We start from the raw sequence: 16,836 nt of genomic DNA, 5'->3' as shown, positions 1-16,836 counted from the left end.
CATTGGAGGATTATTTATGTATAATATTAAAACTTTAAATAAGATTTCCCCAGTTGGATTAGAAAAGTTCCCTGCTACAGGGTACAACTATGGGGATGAAATCACCAATCCTGATGCTATTATGGTCCGTTCTGCTTCCATGCATGAATACGAATTTGAAAAATCCTTAAAATGTATTGCAAGAGCTGGAGCTGGCGTCAATAATATTCCACTAGATAAATGCGCAGAACAGGGCATCGTTGTATTCAACACCCCTGGTGCAAACGCAAATGCTGTAAAAGAACTAGTTATTTTAGCATTGCTGATGTCTTCCCGCCGGATTGTATCCGCAATTGAATGGGTAAAAGACTTAGAAGGAACTGATGCTGAAATCACCAAACAATGCGAAAAAGGAAAATCCCAGTTTGCTGGCCCAGAAATCAAAGGCAAAAAATTAGGGGTTATTGGTTTAGGTGCTATCGGTGTTCTGGTGTGCAATGCTGCTGTTGAATTAGGTATGAAAGTATATGGATATGACCCATATGTTTCAGTTGATAACGCCTGGAATTTATCCCAAGCAGTAAACCATTCTAATTCCTTAAAAGAAATCTACGAAAACTGTGATTATATTACCATTCATGTTCCTGCAACACCGGACACAAAAGGGATGATTAACTCCGAAAGCATTGCAATGATGAAAAACGGTGTTCGCATTATCAACCTTGCCCGTGGTGAACTGGTAAATACCGCTGATGTGGCACAAGCTTTGGATGCCAATAAAATTGGCTGCTATGTAGCTGACTTTGCCAATAATGATTTATTAGGAAAAGAAAATGTCATCCTGTTACCTCATTTAGGTGCATCTACTCCAGAATCCGAAGATAACTGTGCAAGTATGGCTGCGGAAGAACTGATGGATTTCTTAGAAAATGGAAATATCAAAAATTCTGTTAACATGCCAGCAGCTCATATGGATCGCACAGGTGATACAAGGATCTGTGTCATCCATAAAAATATAAAGAGCATTATCTCCCAGATAACCACTATGGTCTCCGATAATGGTTTAAATATTGAAAATATGGTGAACACTTCCCGTGGGGAATATGCTTATACCATGTTGGACGTTGATGGAAATGGTAATGTAGTAGAACAAAAATTAAACGAAATTGACGGTGTTATCCGTATCCGTATCATTAAATAAAAAATTATTTTAGCCCATACAGAATTTCTGTATGGGCTTTTTTCATACAAAACACTTGTCTAGTGAACCTTTCTGTTAAAATTAATCCTTTGTTCTATAAACGATTAAATTGATAAAGTATCTTTCTTCCTATTTAAATCTTCCTTATAATACGATAGCTTATGCTCTATTACGATAACCACAACTTTAAAATTGCAAGTTTTATAGAGCTTTATTTCATTTTATTCCTTTCTTTCTCCTTATTAATCTGGTATAATAAATAATGAATGACATATTTTATTTTTTATAATTCATATTATACCAAAAGAAAAGAGTGATGCTTCATGCCATTCAAAAAGGATAAGCAGATGTCCGAAACATTTTTGATTGGAGCGTTATTGGCTGTTACAGGTGGTTTTTTAGATGCCTATAGCTATTTATTACGTGGGCACGTGTTTGCCAATGCGCAAACAGGAAATATTGTGCTGTTGGGAGTTAATTTAGCGGAAGGAAAGTTTATCCAGGTATTGTATTATTTCATCCCTATTGTTGCCTTTGCAGCTGGAATACTGGTATCTGAATTAATCCGAAGAACCTTTCGGCAACATACTAATATCCATTGGAGGCAGATTACTGTTGGTGCAGAATTTATTATATTACTTATAGTTGCTTTTATTCCTAGGGGGACATTCGATGTAATCGCAAATGTGGCAATTTCTTTTATTTGTTCTCTACAAGTACAAAGTTTCCGCAAAGTAAATGGGAATGCATATGCCACTACAATGTGTACCGGGAATTTACGCAGCGCCACTGAAAAACTCTTTCAATATCATATTACAAAAGACAAGCAGGAACGGAATAAAAGTCTACAGTATTATGGCATCATCTTATTTTTTATTCTAGGAGCAGGAATAGGGGCTTGGTGTTCCCATTTTTTTGCGGAAAAATCTGTTCTAATCTGTTGTGCCCTTTTGTTGTCTGCTTTTTTGGTAATGTTTATCCAACCCTTATCACCGGAAAACCCAGAAAATTCTTCTATTTAGAGAGGTTACCAATTAACTATCGAAACAACTACTAAGTTACTTGTTTTTTTAAGGGTTTATCACTAATTTATCGTATAACCTTTAACTATAACATATAAAAAATTCTATACATTTATCCTTCTTAAAATGATTTGTATTAACTCCATAAAAAATAGGTAGGCAAAAAAGCCTACCTATTTTTTATTGCTTTATGAAAATCCACTGATGCTATTAATATGCTGCACGTTGATAGATTTCCGTTATTCTTCTCAATCGATGGGCTAATTCTGGTGTGATTGCATGGCGATCCATACGCCATTTCCAGTTCCAGCCTAAGGTAGAAGGGGTATTCATCTTTGCATCGTTATTTAGTTCCAGAATATCCTGCATTGGTGCAATGGCCAACTGGGAGGCTGTTCCCCATGCAGCACGGATAAAAGCCCAAGGCAACTGATCTTTTTGGGTTACATTCAAATAGTCCATGGCATATTCTACCTGATTTTGCGGCATACAATCTGCCCAGCCACGGACAGTATCATTATCATGGGTTCCTGTATAAACAACAGAATCTTTCCCACAGTTATGAGGAAGATACATATTATCTTCCCATGGATTAAACGCAAATTCCAGAACTTTCATCCCTGGGAATCCACATTTCTCTAACAATCCAAACACACTTGGCGTCAAAAAGCCCAGGTTTTCCGCTATAATATGCTGTTTTCCCAAAGCTTTTTCTATCTCCTGGAACAGCTCATAGCCCGGTCCCTGTTCCCAATGTCCATTTTCCGCCGTTTTATCCCCGTAAGGGATAGCGTAATATTCATCAAATCCACGGAAATGGTCAATCCGTATGACATCAAATAACTTGCTAGCCATTGCTGTCCGTTGAATCCACCATTGGTATCCATTTTGTTTCATTGCATCCCAATGATACAGAGGATTCCCCCATAGTTGTCCAGTGGGGCTAAATCCATCTGGAGGACATCCCGCTACTTGTATAGGACGTTTTGTTTTCTGGTCCAGTTGGAATAATTCTGGATTTGCCCAAACATCCGAACTATCCAACGCAACATAAATAGGCATATCCCCAATTAGCAAAATTCCTTTTTCATTCGCGTATTGTTTCAGCGCTTTCCATTGGCGATAAAAATAAAACTGCATAAATTTCTGAAACCGGATTTGCTTACTACAGACCTGTTGATATATTTTCATTGCCATCGGAAACCTAGTCGCAACCCCTTCATCCCAGGAAAGCCAACATTGGTTTTCAAACCGTTCCTTGATTGCCATATAGCAGGCATAATCATCTAACCAAAATTGGTTTTCCTCTAAAAATTGCTGATACTCCAGGTTCTCTTTTAAATGGGAACGAGAAAATGCCAACTTTAACAAATGGTAACGGGAAGTGTACATCTTTTCGTAATCCACATAATGTTCACTTCCACCAAAATCACATTGTTGGATTTCTTCTTCCAACAATAACCCTTCTTGCTGCAAGAGTTCCAAATCAATAAAATAGGGGTTTCCCGCAAAAACAGAAAAACTCTGGTAAGGGGAATCCCCATACCCCGTTGGATTAACCGGAAGCACCTGCCAATATTTTTGCTTTGCTTCCCATAAAAAATCGACAAAATCATAAGCAGCCTTCCCCAAAGTCCCAATGCCATATGGGGAAGGTAAACTGCTGATGTGCATTAATACACCGCTGCGCCTCACAGCTGCCCCCTCCTTATTCGTTGAACAGTCTTTGTGCTATCTGAACACCTTCCCGTCCATCTTTTACATAATAATCTGCGCCCACAAAATCAGCGTACTCCTCATTTAATACTGCGCCGCCTACCATTACCTTGCAGTTTAATCCAGCATCCCGGATAGCGGTAATCGTATCTTTCATATTTTTTACCGTAGTTGTCATCAGTGCACTTAATCCAACTAATTGAATCTTTTGCTCTTTTGCTGTCTGCACTACTTTTTCAATTGGCACGTCCTTGCCCAAGTCAATGACATCATAACCGTAGTTTTCCAACAGCATTTTGGCAATATTCTTGCCAATATCATGGATATCCCCTAACACGGTTGCCACAATAATCTTTCCTTTGGATGCGGTTTTTTCTCCTTCTGAGAAATTTGCTTTTAGCACTTCAAAAGAAGCTTTTACTGCCTCAGCGGACTGCATCAACTGTGGCAAAAAAATCTTGCCTTTTTCATACCGGTCCCCTACAACATCTAGAGCAGGGATAAAATACTGGTCAATTAAATCCAATGGAGGGATGGTTTGCAACATCTCTTGTACTTTTATGGCGGCTTCCTCTTTTCTCCCCTGGATAATCATATCTTTTAAATCCAAATCGCCTGCTACAGCAGTTGTTGTCTGGTCCGCATTGGCGTATTTTTCAATATAATAGGTAGCATCCCTATCTTGACAGTTGATAACGCGGAAGGTATCCACTGCTTTCATCATATCCACACTCATTGGATTTAAAATTGGAGCGTCCAAACCGGCACCAAATGCGGCGGATAAAAAAATGCTGTTTAGCAGTGGGCGGTTTGGCAAGCCAAACGAAACATTGCTCACACCCAGCACGGTTTTCACGCCAAGCCGTTGTTTTACCAGTTGAATCGCATGCAATGTATCCAATACAGCATCCTGCTGGGCAGAGGCTGTTAACGTCAAACAGTCAATCAAAATATCTTCTTTTGGAATCCCATAAGTTGCTGCAGTATCTACAATTTTTTTGGCAATGGCAAAACGGTCCTCCGCATGTTGTGGAATCCCAGATTCATCCAATGTCAATCCCACTACAACCGCACCATATTTTTTTACAATTGGGAATACTTGCGCCATATTTTCCGCCTTGCCGTTGACCGAGTTAATAATCGGACGACCATTGCAAGCACGCACTCCACTTTCAATTGCTGCGATATCAGAACTGTCCACCTGAATCGGCAGGTTGCTGACGCTCTGCACTTCCCGGATGACCTCTGCAATCATGGCAGCTTCATCAATCTCTGGAAGTCCCACGTTGATATCTAATACATCAGCCCCACTTTGTGTCTGATCAATCGCTTCCCCAATAATATAGTCCATATGATGGGAACGGAGTGCTTCTTTCAATTTCTTTTTCCCAGTTGGATTAATCCTTTCTCCAATTACTGTCACACCATCATCCAAAATGACACTGGTTGTACCAGAAGTAACTGCTGTCACTCTTTTTGGATGGTTGGAGACTACTGGAAGCTGATCTGCTACCTCCCGAAGTCCCCGAATAAAATCAGGGGTTGTTCCACAACATCCGCCAATAATGCGTACGCCTTGCTCCACCATCGGACGAACATAGCTAACAAATTCCTCTGGTGTAACATCATATACTGTCTGCCCTTCACGGATTTGTGGCAGACCTGCATTTGCCTGTACCATCACTGGAATCGTAGCGTAAGTTAATATCTGTTCTACCACTGGAGTGAGTTCTTTTGGCCCCAGGGAACAGTTTACTCCCAAAGCGTCTACCCCTAAACTTTGCAGTGTAATAGTACCTGTTACTGGGTCAGCTCCCACAAATGTTCTGCCATCCTCCTGATAGGTTAAGGTACAAAAAACAGGTAGTTTTGTATGTTCCTTCGCAGCCAGGATTGCGGCTTTTACTTCATACAAATCGGACATGGTTTCCAATAAGATACAGTCCGCTCCAGCCTGTTCCCCTGCTACCATCTGTTCCCGGAAAGCTTCATAAGCTTCCTCAAATTTCAACGTTCCCATTGGCTCCATCAATTGCCCCAAAGGGCCGATATCCAACGCCACAAATTTAGAGCCGGATTGTTTTGCCAGTTTAACACCAGCAGTAATAAGCTGTTCCACAGAATATTCGCAGTGCTCCAATTTAAAACGGTTTGCCTGGAAAGTATTAGTGGTAATCATGTCTGAGCCAGCTTGAACATATTCTCGGTGGATTTCAGAAACAATTTCAGGGTGGGTGATATTAAAGCATTCTGGTAGATCCCCTGTTTTCAATCCTTTTTTCTGGAGCATGGTTCCCATTGCTCCATCAAAAACCAAAATGTGTTCAGAAATATATTGTTTAACGTCCACAGGTTCGTCCCTCTTTTCGCAATTTACAAGTTTCACGGAATTGGCAAATATCACATGGTTTTGCTTTTTCCTGCTGCTGCCCCTGAGGCAAAAAGCCAATCAAGGCTGTTACTGATTTTCTGGGCAACATAATCAAGGTTGGTGTACAAGTTAATCCAATTTTTCGGGAAGTATCCAATAAACGGATAATTTCTGGCTGCTGCTCCAATGGCAAATCACCATAGCCAGGGCTAAAACGGAAATTCGTTGTGTATCCTTCCCTCGCGGCAACCTGCTTGATCTCCTCCTCTATGGTATCACAAACTTTCTCTATATATTCTGTTCCACAAGAATCCAACACCAAAGCCTTTGTCATAGACATTTTTTCTGCTACTTGGATTTGTTTTTCAAACGCAGCCCCCAAAGTGGCAGCCATTACAGCTACCCGCTTGGCATCTTTTAAATGTTCATAAATAGAATTGCCTTTTAAACGCAAGCTGGTATGGTCTAACACAATGCAGTCGTCTTCCGGATGGCAGTCAAAAATCTGATAGCAATATCTAGGAATTGAAAATACCTGGCATTGCTGAATACAAGAATTAATCATTTCATCTAGTCCGACATCGATTTTCTGCCCTTGATATCCCAGATAACGCAGCACTTCCTGTTTATCAATTGGTAAAAACTCCAATGTATTCTCTCCTATTTGGTCAATTGGTCAAATTTTGTTTTCGCGGCTTGCGCGATATGTGGTTTATTCATGGAATACACATGGATTTGATGGATTCCATGACGGTATAGATCCTCAATCTGCTCACAGGCATATTCGATTCCCGCTTGCCTTAGACTCTCAGGGTCATTTTCATATTGATGTAAAATGCGGATGATACGAGAAGGCAAACTTACTCCACAGGTGAAAATCATCCTCTGAACCTGGGATTTCCCTAAAATCGGCATAATCCCCGCAATCAACGGTGCTGTAACGCCATGTTTTCTAGCTTCCTCATAGAAACGGTAGAACTGCTGGTTGTCAAAAAACAGCTGGGATACAAAAAAATCCGCACCAGCCTGCTGTTTTTGCAACAGATGGTCATAATTAGCCTGTAAATCAGCACAGTCAATATGACCTTCTGGATAACAGGCAGCCCCAACACAAAAGTCCCCTTGCTCTTTAATATAGGCAATCAGATCTTTCGCATACAAAAAATCTCCATTAGGATCTCCTGTAAAATCAACTGGGATATCCCCACGCAATGCCATAATATTATCAATCTGATGTGCTTTTAGGTCCTGTAATGTCGCAGCAATAGTTTCTTTTTTCGCTGTGATTGCGGTTAAATGGGCTAATGATTCCACGCCAAATTTATTTTTAATAGCAGAAGCAATTTCAGTTGTCTTACCACTGTTTCCGCTTCCTCCTGCCCCATAGGTAACGCTAATAAAAGCTGGTTTTAATGCTGTCATCTGATCCAATGATGCCATAATGGTTTCCGCGTCACTCTCTTTTTTAGGTGGAAATACCTCAAAAGAAATTTGAGGCTGGTTTTCCTGATATAACTCTTTTATTTTCATGCTATTCCAATCCTTTCTATCGAAAAAGGCCCTTTTTCTAATTCATCATTATCAATTTAATGTTGGATACTGAATAAAGTCACCTAATACTTGTTGTGCTAACGAATTTAATTCTTCTAAGGAAAAGCTGCTATCATGCCGACGCATTCCATGTCTGGAAGCCAATTCTTGCGTGTATTCATTTAATTTATAGACGCCAAAATTCCAGTTAGAGCGACTTTCATAATGGGTTACCAATGGGGTGATGCCTGCATTGGTAATGCTGATTTCCTCCCCTGTTTTTTGTATTGTAATCCTTGCCATGCCACCCAGCATTCGTGGAGTCCTGTCCTGACAGGAAATTAAATTTCCTAAGGAGTAATAAACCAACATCTGTTTTCCATCTGGGCGAGTAACCCATTCCACCGGTTCCACTACATGAGGATGGGTCCCAATGACTATATCTACTCCTTGCTCTGCAAAAAACGTAGTGTACTCCTGTTGCATACTATCCGGCTCGTATACATATTCTGTACCCCAATGAGGAAGCACAATCACTACATCTGCCATGGTTTTTGCCTTGGCGATATCCTGCGCCATTTTTTCTTTATCCAGCATATCAACTAAATAAGGCTTATCTTCCGGTAAAGGGATACCGTTTAATCCATAGGTATAGTTTAAGAATGCCATTTTAATTCCGTTTTTCTCCATAACAGAAATTTCATTTTGTTCTTCCGGTGTTTCGTTCAACCCCAATGTCATAATCTCAGGATGGCTAGTTTTCCAGTAATCAATTGCGTTTTGGATTCCCTGATAGCCTTTATCCATCGAATGGTTGCTTGCCTGCTGTACTACATCAAAACCCGTGCGGACTAAAGTATCTCCCATTTCTTGCGGAGAGTTAAAACAAGGATAACCAGAATACCCTAAAGAGGCACCGCCTAAAATAGTTTCTTGGTTGATGATTGCCACATCAGCTTGCTCAATATCCGGCTTGATGTTCTGGAAATAGGAATCGTAATTATAAGTCCCATCCGGCTGTAACCCTCCGTCAATTACCGTATCGTGCATCAGGTTATCTCCAACCGCCACTAGGCTGACCTGAGTTGTTTTTGGCTCCTCAGGCTCAGAGGATGTTTCTTGGGAAGACTCTATTTCAGAAGAAGCAATAGAAGATGTTTCAAATTGGTTTACATCTCCTTGCTCGTTTACCGCCATCCAAGCTAAAAAACCAATAATCGCCGCTACAAATACAAAAAATAAAATCAGTTGTATCGGCCGTGCTATTCCTTTTCCTTTTTTATGATGTACTGCCATAGGCTACCTCCAAACAAATTTCTCTTTCATATTCTATATTTAAGCATAATATGAGTAATTTTTACTTATTTCAAGTATACCAAAAACAACCTAAAACGGCAACTGTTTTCAAGATTTCGCCTGTAAGTTTCTAATTATTTCTAGATATCAATTTTTCTTATATCAATCATAAAAACACTCAAATTACAAATATACATATGGATAAAGTTTACTTTTAAGAAAACAAAAATAATATGGGCAAATACCCTGAATGCCTCCTATTTGACATACTGGAATATTACAGAACAAAAATAGAATTTTTTAGTAAATATCATTATTGTGTTTTGATTTTAATTGTGCTACACTGAAACATAGAATCATTTATGATAAGGAGGAAACAATTATGGAACAATTTATTTATCATATTCCTACTAAAATTTATTTTGGGAAAGGTCAAATAGAACATTTAGCGGATGCTTTAAAACCATACGGTAATAAAGTTCTGCTTGTCTATGGTAGCGGCAGTATCAAAAAAAATGGGATTTACGACCGTGTTACTGATATTCTAAAAGAAAACGGGTTCACTTATGAAGAGCTTTCTGGTGTGGAACCCAATCCAAGAATTACCACAGTACGGAAAGGGGTACAAATCTGCAAGCAAAAAGGGATTGAAGTTGTATTGCCAATTGGTGGTGGCTCTACGATTGACTGTGCGAAGGTGGTAGCTGCTGGGGCATGCTATGACGGCGATCCATGGGATATTGTACAGGATGCCAGCTGTGTTACAAAAGTACTGCCAATTGTCACCATCTTGACTCTCTCCGCAACGGGTTCAGAAATGGATACCTTCGCTGTTATTTCTGATATGGATGCTAACGATAAATTGGGTACAGGACATCCTTTGATGCGACCAATGGCTTCTATTTTGGATCCAAGCTATACAGAAACGGTAAGCGCATATCAAACAGCGGCTGGTACAGCGGATATTATGTCCCATATCTTTGAAGCATATTTTTCCAATGTCCAAGGTTATATGCAGGATCGTATGGCAGAAGGACTGCTAAAGACTTGTATCCATTATGGAGCTTATGCTGTCAAACATCCAGATGATTATGAAGCCCGAGCAAATTTGATGTGGGCGAGCAGTTGGGCAATTAACGATTTCCTAAAACTTGGAAAAGTAGTGGAATGGACAGTCCATCCAATGGAACATGAACTTAGCGCTTATTATGATATTACCCATGGCGTAGGGCTTGCGATTTTAACTCCACACTGGATGCGTTATGTATTAAACGACAATACAGTTAAAAAATTCAGGGAATATGGCATTAATGTATGGGGGATTTCCTCCGATTTAGATGACTATGAAATTGCAAATAAAGCAATCGACCAAACTGCTGCTTATTTCAAAGAGATGGGATTGCCATCTACCTTAACTGAAGTTGGAATTGGAACAGAAAAACTGGATATTATGGCGCAAAAAGCAGCTTCCGCTCTGGAACACGCTTATATGCCATTAAATGCAGAACAGGTAAAAGAAATTTATATGGCAGCATTATAATCAGACGTGCCTTTTAGCCAAGATTTGCATCTTAAAATACAAATCGCACTTTGTTCTAATAAATCTCTTCTAAATTGATACTATGCCATTTTATTGATTATAATAAAATAGTTGAAAATTTTGGAGGTATGGAAATGAGAAATTGTATTCGATGTGGTAGTGAAATGAAAGAAAATTGTGCAATAAAAGTGGAGGGCGCTGGATATGGGATTGTCCTATCTTCCGATGAAAAGAAATTATTTGGTGGCAGAATGGGAAAACCAAAAGTTGCGATCTGCCCGAAATGTGGGGAAGTTTCTATTTATATAAAAGATATCGAAAAACTCAAATAGATCCTATCATTTACTGAAATGATGACTTACATAGAGGACTGATACTAGCTTATTCTAGGACACTGAATAACGCTTTATCATGTATGGAACCAGACAACATACTATCTGGTTTCTTCCCTATTAAATCAAATAAAAAAGCATCGGAGATTTTTTCTCCGATGCTTTTTTATTTGTTGTTTTCATGCAAGGATTATATGGACTCTTTTTCCTCTGGATGGTTTTTCCGATAATCCAAATAGCTTTCCAGTATAATAGTAGCTGCTACCTCATCAATCATATCTTTCCGCTTTTGTCCACGGATATCATTTTCATTCAAGTATTTTTCTGCCAGCATGGTTGTCTGCCGTTCATCCCACATTTTAATCGGCAGTGGGATAACTTCCCCTAATTTTTCTGCAAATTCCTGGCATTTTTCCGCACGGCTTCCACAACTACCATCCATATTTTTTGGCAAACCAATAATCACCATCTGCACGCCATATTCTTTGGCGGCAACAGCAACCTTTTGTACCAGCATATGAAAATTCTTTTCATGAATTACACCAATTGGAGAAGCCAAAAATTCGGTACGGTCGCATACCGCTAACCCCGTCCGTGCTTCTCCCAAATCTACCGCCATAATTTTCATACCATATCTCCTAATTTATGTTTTATATCATTGTGCAGAACAAAGGTTTTTCCTCAATTAAATTCTGCAATTTATTTTTAAAATATTTAATTTTGTAACCTTTTATGAGAAAAACAATTCTATTTACTGTCAGCTTTTCTGTTTACAATCATAAAAACCCGGTCAAACCGTTCAATCAACTGCTAATACCCATTTTACAATAGTTACCAGGGCTGTACACTGCCTACAATTTCCTGCACTGTCTGAATACCGTTATCCTCTAAATACTGGTTTAGACCTTCCAAAATTTCTATTGGTGCCATCGGATTACTGAATAACGCCGCACCGATCTGGAACGCAGCCGCTCCAGCCATCATCATTTCCACAGCATCCTGCCAACGGGAAATACCACCCATCCCTACGACTGGGATATTTACCGCATTGGCAACTTGCCAAACCATCCGCACTGCAATTGGGAAAACCGCTGGGCCAGACATACCGCCCACATTCTGCTTTAGAATTGGACGCCTGCTGTTGATGTCAATTCTCATCCCTAACAAAGTATTGATTAAAGATACAGCATCCGCCCCTTCAGACTCTACTGCTTTTGCAATCTCGGTAATATCGGTTACATTTGGGGAGAGTTTAACCATCAACGGTTTTTTGGTCGCTTTCCGCACGGCTTTTGTAATCTCAGCCGCACTAGTGCAGGAAGTTCCAAACGCCGCGCCGCCGTGTTTTACATTTGGGCAGGAAATATTCAGTTCAATCATATGGACATCTGTTTCGTCCAAACGGGAGCAAACTTCCACACAATCTTCAATCGTGCTTCCCGCAATATTTGCAACAATGGTCACATCTTTTTGCAACAGGTAAGGCAATCCTTCCTGAATAAAGTGGTCTAATCCTGGATTTTCTAACCCAACCGAGTTCAACATCCCAGCCGGTGTTTCCGCAACCCTAGGGGCTGGATTTCCAAAACGGGGTTCCAAAGTAGTCCCTTTGGTAGAAATTCCTCCTAATATACTTAAAGGATATAATTGCTCATATTCCTTCCCATAACCAAATGCTCCAGAAGCTGTAATTAGAGGATTTTTAAATGGAACTCCTGCAATTTTTACGGATAAATCTGCCATTAGAACTGCACCTCCTCTGCTGGGAACACAGGGCCATCTTTACAAACATGAGCACTGAACTCTTCCCCATTTTTCACTAGTTTACACTGGCATACCAGACAGGCTCCTACACCGCATGCCATCCGTTCTTCCAAAGAAACCTCGCATGGAATGTTGTGCTGTTTTGCCATCTCCACAATCCCCTTTAACATGGGTTTGGGTCCACAAGCATAAATCATTGCAGGGGTACTCTGTTTTAGATGTTCTTCCAATGCCTGGGTTACAAAACCATGAACGCCCATTGTCCCGTCATCAGTACACACAGTCACATCAGCGCCATATTGGGTGAAATCTTCCTTTAAAATCACTTTGGAGGCAGTTTGGAATCCAATAATCGCTTTGGCTTGTGTTCCATAGTGTTTTGCCACTTCCAACATTGGTGGAACGCCGATTCCTCCCCCTAATACAACAATTGGTTTCTCTGGTTCCAACAAGGTAAACCCATGGCCCAAAGGAGCCAATAAGTCAATCATATCCCCTTGGTTTATCCTCGTCATTGCTTCTGTACCTTCTCCACGAACATCAAATACAATGCGGATTGCCTTTTCTGTCACTTCACAGATAGAGATTGGGCGGCGTAGACTAAAGCCTTCCACTTTTACATGTACAAACTGGCCTGCCTGTGCTTCCTGTGCTACTTCTGGGCACTTAATCCACAGGCTATAGGTATTTTTCGCCAGGTTTTCTTTTTTTAAAACCAAATATTTTCCTGTTTTCATACGGCCTCCTATTCAGATAGTACGATTGCACCATGCGAAAATTCCACATGGTGCAATCTGGTTTTCGCCTTACGTAACAAGGCTAAATTTTTGTGATATCAACCATTTCCACATCTTGGATGGTGCGGTGAGTAGCCAGACAGTCAGCCAGCGCATTGGCGGTATCCAAGGAAGTCAAACATGGGATGGATAATTCCACTGTTTTACGGCGGATTTTTACACTATCCCGTGCTGGAATCCTACCTTTTGCGGAGGTGGAAATCACATAATCAATTTTACCGCTTTCAATCAATTTCATGGTATTGTGTTCTGGATCCTCATGGATCTTTTTCACCACATTTGTTGGAATCATATTGTTGTTCAATCTGCTAGCAGTTCCAGCGGTAGCGTAAAGGGTGTATCCCATATCCGCGAATTTTTCCGCTACATCCACAACTTCCTGTTTGTCGCTGTCACGTACTGTGATAAACACACCTTTTTTGTCCTGTCTGTCGCCCATTTCATAGCCAGCGGCAATCAGACCTTTTAACAGGGCGTCTTCAAAGGTTTTCGCAATCCCCAAAACTTCACCGGTGGATTTCATTTCAGGCCCCAACTGAATATCCACATTGTGCAGTTTCTCAAAACTGAATACTGGAACTTTTACAGCTACGTAATCCCCTACTGGATATAATCCTGTACCATAACCCAAATCTTTTAATTTAGCGCCAAACATAATTTTGGTTGCCAAATCCACCATTGGAACATTGGTTACTTTACTGATATATGGAACCGTTCTGGAAGAACGTGGGTTTACCTCAATGACATATACCTGACCGTTATATACCACATATTGGATATTTAACAAACCATATACCTTTAATTCCAGAGCCAGTTTACGGGTGTAATCAATAATGGTTTCCTGAATGGATTTAGACAAGTTCTGTGCGGGATAGACAGAAATCGAGTCCCCAGAGTGAACTCCAGCACGTTCAATATGTTCCATAATACCTGGAATCAGGAAATCCTCTCCATCACAGATAGCGTCAACTTCCACTTCAACGCCCATCATGTATTTATCTACTAAAACAGGGTTTTCAATTTCATGGGAAGTAATAATCGCCATGTATTCGATAATATCCTTGTCAGAATGGGCAATGATCATATTTTGTCCACCCAATACATAGGAAGGACGGAGCAGCACAGGATAGCCCAAACGGTCAGCAGAAGCCAACGCTTCTTCCGTTGTAAATACCGTTTCACCAGCTGGACGTGGGATTCCACATTTCTCCAATACTTCATCAAAACGTTCCCTATCTTCCGCAGCGTCAATGCTGTCGGCAGAAGTCCCCAAAATTGGCACACCCATTTCCTGTAATTTTTTGGTCAGTTTAATGGCTGTTTGCCCACCAAATTGTACTACAACACCATAAGGTTTTTCGGTGGCAATAATATTGGCTACATCCTCAATATAAACTGGGTCGAAGTACAGGCGGTCACCTGTGTTATAGTCAGTGGAAACAGTTTCTGGGTTATTGTTGCAGATAATTGCCTCATAACCCAATTCTTTCAGCGTCCATACACAGTGTACCGAACAGTAGTCAAACTCGATACCCTGCCCAATGCGAATTGGACCGGAGCCAAATACAATTACTTTCTTCTTACCAGTATTGGTGCGTTCAATAAACTGTTCTGCTTCATTTTCCTCATCATAGGTGGAATAGAAATACGGTGTTTGCGCCTTAAATTCAGCGGCACAGGTATCAACCATTTTATAAACAGCAGTCTTTTTATTTTGGATTTTCTGTCCGGATAGACGTTCAATGGTGCTGTCCAGGAAGCCGAAATCTTTCGCACGGGCGTAGAGTTCATCAGTTAATTCCTGATGTTCCAGCATTTCCTCAATTTGCGCGATATTTTTCAATTTTGCCAGGAACCATTCGTCAAACATTGTAATCTCATGAATCCGTTCAAATGGAATTCCCCGTTTTACTGCCTGGTAAACCACAAAAATACGGCGGTCATCTACTTGGGATAATAACTCTTCGATTTCTGCGTCTGTCTTATCCTGATACTCTGGCAGATCCAATGTATCCAGTCCCAATTCAATCCCACGGACGGATTTCATCATTGCCTGCTCAAATGTGGTGCCAATACTCATGACTTCCCCAGTAGCTTTCATCTGGGTACCCAGTTTTCTTTTTGCATAAACAAATTTATCAAATGGCCATTTTGGGAATTTTACTACCACATAATCCAATGCTGGTTCAAAGCAAGCATAGGTGGAACCGGTAACCTGGTTCACGATTTCATCTAATGTATACCCAATGGCAATTTTGGTTGCCACTTTTGCGATTGGATAACCGGTTGCTTTAGAAGCCAATGCGGAAGAACGGGACACACGTGGGTTTACCTCAATTACCGCATAGTCAAAGCTTTCTGGGTGCAGAGCAAACTGGCAGTTACAGCCGCCTTCTACTTTCAATTCATTGATGATATCCAATGCCGCAGTACGAAGCATCTGGTATTCACGGTCACTCAAAGTCAACGCAGGGGCAACGACAATACTGTCCCCAGTATGTACCCCAACTGGGTCCACATTTTCCATGGAGCAGACGGTGATTACATTGGATTTGGAGTCACGGATTACTTCAAATTCAATTTCTTTCCAACCGCTGATGCATTTTTCCACCAGGATTTGGGTAATTGGGGAAAGGCGAAGTCCGTTTGTGGCGATTTCTTCAAATTCCTCAAATGTTTCCGCAATACCGCCCCCTGTACCGCCCAAAGTAAATGCTGGACGGATAATTACTGGTAGGCCAATTTCATGGGCAAATGCCTTTGCATCCTCCAGGTTTTCCACTACTTTGGAAGGGATACAAGGCTGTCCGATTTTCTCCATAGTATCCTTAAATTCCTGGCGGTCCTCCGCTTTATCAATGGTTTCCGGGTTTGCGCCCAACAGTTTTACATTGTGCTTATCCAAAAATCCATCCTTTGCCAACTGCATGGAAAGGGTCAAGCCAGTCTGTCCGCCTAAAGTGGACAAAAGGCTGTCCGGTTTTTCAATTTCAATGATCCGTTTTACGGATTCCAATGTCAATGGCTCGATATAAATATGGTCTGCCATTGCCTTATCCGTCATAATCGTAGCAGGGTTAGAGTTGATCAATACAACTTCCAAGCCTTCTTCTTTTAAAGCAGTACACGCCTGTGCGCCTGCATAGTCAAATTCAGCGGCCTGCCCAATGATAATTGGACCAGAACCGATTACAAGTACTTTTTTAATATCCTGTCTTAACGGCATGAGTGAACCTCCTAATTCATCTTACTGCGGTAGCCCGCTTGTCCTACTCGTTTTTCGGTTGA

Annotated in this window: 13 protein-coding genes; 4 read left to right on the top strand and 9 right to left on the bottom strand. The window is 40.7% G+C overall.

Annotation, left to right across the window (positions count from 1 at the left end; all coding sequences use genetic code 11):
• Positions 1–16: 16 nt before the first annotated feature.
• The gene (locus tag BQ2683_RS01915) at positions 17–1,180 is read left to right on the top strand and encodes a 3-phosphoglycerate dehydrogenase family protein (RefSeq protein WP_069987076.1); all 1,164 of its coding nucleotides are present in this window, start codon (positions 17–19) and stop codon (positions 1,178–1,180) included.
• Positions 1,181–1,503: 323 nt separating this feature from the next.
• The gene (locus BQ2683_RS01910; protein ID WP_069987075.1) at positions 1,504–2,202 is read left to right on the top strand and encodes a YoaK family protein; all 699 of its coding nucleotides are present in this window, start codon (positions 1,504–1,506) and stop codon (positions 2,200–2,202) included.
• 210 nt (positions 2,203–2,412) lie between these two features.
• Here BQ2683_RS01910 and malQ read toward each other — a convergent pair whose 3' ends face one another.
• The 5 genes from malQ to BQ2683_RS01885 are packed head-to-tail and all read right to left on the bottom strand — an operon-like array spanning position 2,413 to position 9,115.
• On the bottom strand, positions 2,413–3,897 hold the full coding sequence (gene malQ / locus BQ2683_RS01905) for a 4-alpha-glucanotransferase (protein ID WP_069987074.1): 1,485 nt from the start codon (positions 3,895–3,897) through the stop codon (positions 2,413–2,415).
• 13 nt (positions 3,898–3,910) lie between these two features.
• Positions 3,911–6,268, bottom strand: coding sequence for a homocysteine S-methyltransferase family protein (locus tag BQ2683_RS01900; protein WP_069987073.1), 2,358 nt, complete (start codon positions 6,266–6,268; stop codon positions 3,911–3,913).
• On the bottom strand, positions 6,258–6,938 hold the full coding sequence (locus tag BQ2683_RS01895) for a vitamin B12 dependent-methionine synthase activation domain-containing protein (protein ID WP_083256326.1): 681 nt from the start codon (positions 6,936–6,938) through the stop codon (positions 6,258–6,260). Before BQ2683_RS01895 ends, BQ2683_RS01900 begins: the two co-directional genes overlap by 11 nt.
• Positions 6,939–6,949: 11 nt before the next feature.
• Positions 6,950–7,819, bottom strand: a complete 870-nt coding sequence (gene metF / locus BQ2683_RS01890; protein WP_069987071.1) for a methylenetetrahydrofolate reductase [NAD(P)H] — start codon at positions 7,817–7,819, stop codon at positions 6,950–6,952.
• Between the two features lie 51 nt (positions 7,820–7,870).
• A complete protein-coding gene (locus BQ2683_RS01885; protein ID WP_083256325.1) occupies positions 7,871–9,115 on the bottom strand; it encodes a CapA family protein in 1,245 nt (414 codons plus the stop codon).
• A 382-nt stretch (positions 9,116–9,497) separates the two neighbouring features.
• Between BQ2683_RS01885 and BQ2683_RS01880 the strand changes: the two genes are divergently transcribed.
• Positions 9,498–10,655, top strand: a complete 1,158-nt coding sequence (locus BQ2683_RS01880; RefSeq protein WP_069987070.1) for an iron-containing alcohol dehydrogenase — start codon at positions 9,498–9,500, stop codon at positions 10,653–10,655.
• A 134-nt stretch (positions 10,656–10,789) separates the two neighbouring features.
• A complete protein-coding gene (locus BQ2683_RS01875; RefSeq protein ID WP_069987069.1) occupies positions 10,790–10,987 on the top strand; it encodes a nucleic acid-binding protein in 198 nt (65 codons plus the stop codon).
• Between the two features lie 190 nt (positions 10,988–11,177).
• Here BQ2683_RS01875 and ruvX read toward each other — a convergent pair whose 3' ends face one another.
• From ruvX to carB, 4 genes are all read right to left on the bottom strand, one after another.
• Entirely contained in the window at positions 11,178–11,615 is a 438-nt protein-coding gene (gene ruvX / locus BQ2683_RS01870) for a Holliday junction resolvase RuvX (RefSeq protein ID WP_069987068.1), read from the bottom strand.
• 203 nt (positions 11,616–11,818) lie between these two features.
• A complete protein-coding gene (locus tag BQ2683_RS01865; RefSeq protein WP_069987066.1) occupies positions 11,819–12,730 on the bottom strand; it encodes a dihydroorotate dehydrogenase in 912 nt (303 codons plus the stop codon).
• Complete coding sequence (locus BQ2683_RS01860) at positions 12,730–13,488, bottom strand: dihydroorotate dehydrogenase electron transfer subunit (RefSeq protein WP_069987064.1); 759 nt, start codon at positions 13,486–13,488, stop codon at positions 12,730–12,732. Before BQ2683_RS01860 ends, BQ2683_RS01865 begins: the two co-directional genes overlap by 1 nt.
• Before the next feature lie 82 nt (positions 13,489–13,570).
• The gene (gene carB / locus BQ2683_RS01855; protein ID WP_069987062.1) at positions 13,571–16,774 is read right to left on the bottom strand and encodes a carbamoyl-phosphate synthase large subunit; all 3,204 of its coding nucleotides are present in this window, start codon (positions 16,772–16,774) and stop codon (positions 13,571–13,573) included.
• Positions 16,775–16,836 lie beyond the last annotated feature (62 nt).

This window comes from Massilioclostridium coli (assembly GCF_900095865.1).
Taxonomy (GTDB): Bacteria; Bacillota; Clostridia; order Oscillospirales; family Ruminococcaceae; genus Massilioclostridium; species Massilioclostridium facile.
Note: the sequence above shows the minus strand (reverse complement) of the source record. Positions and strands in the feature narration are given on the sequence as shown.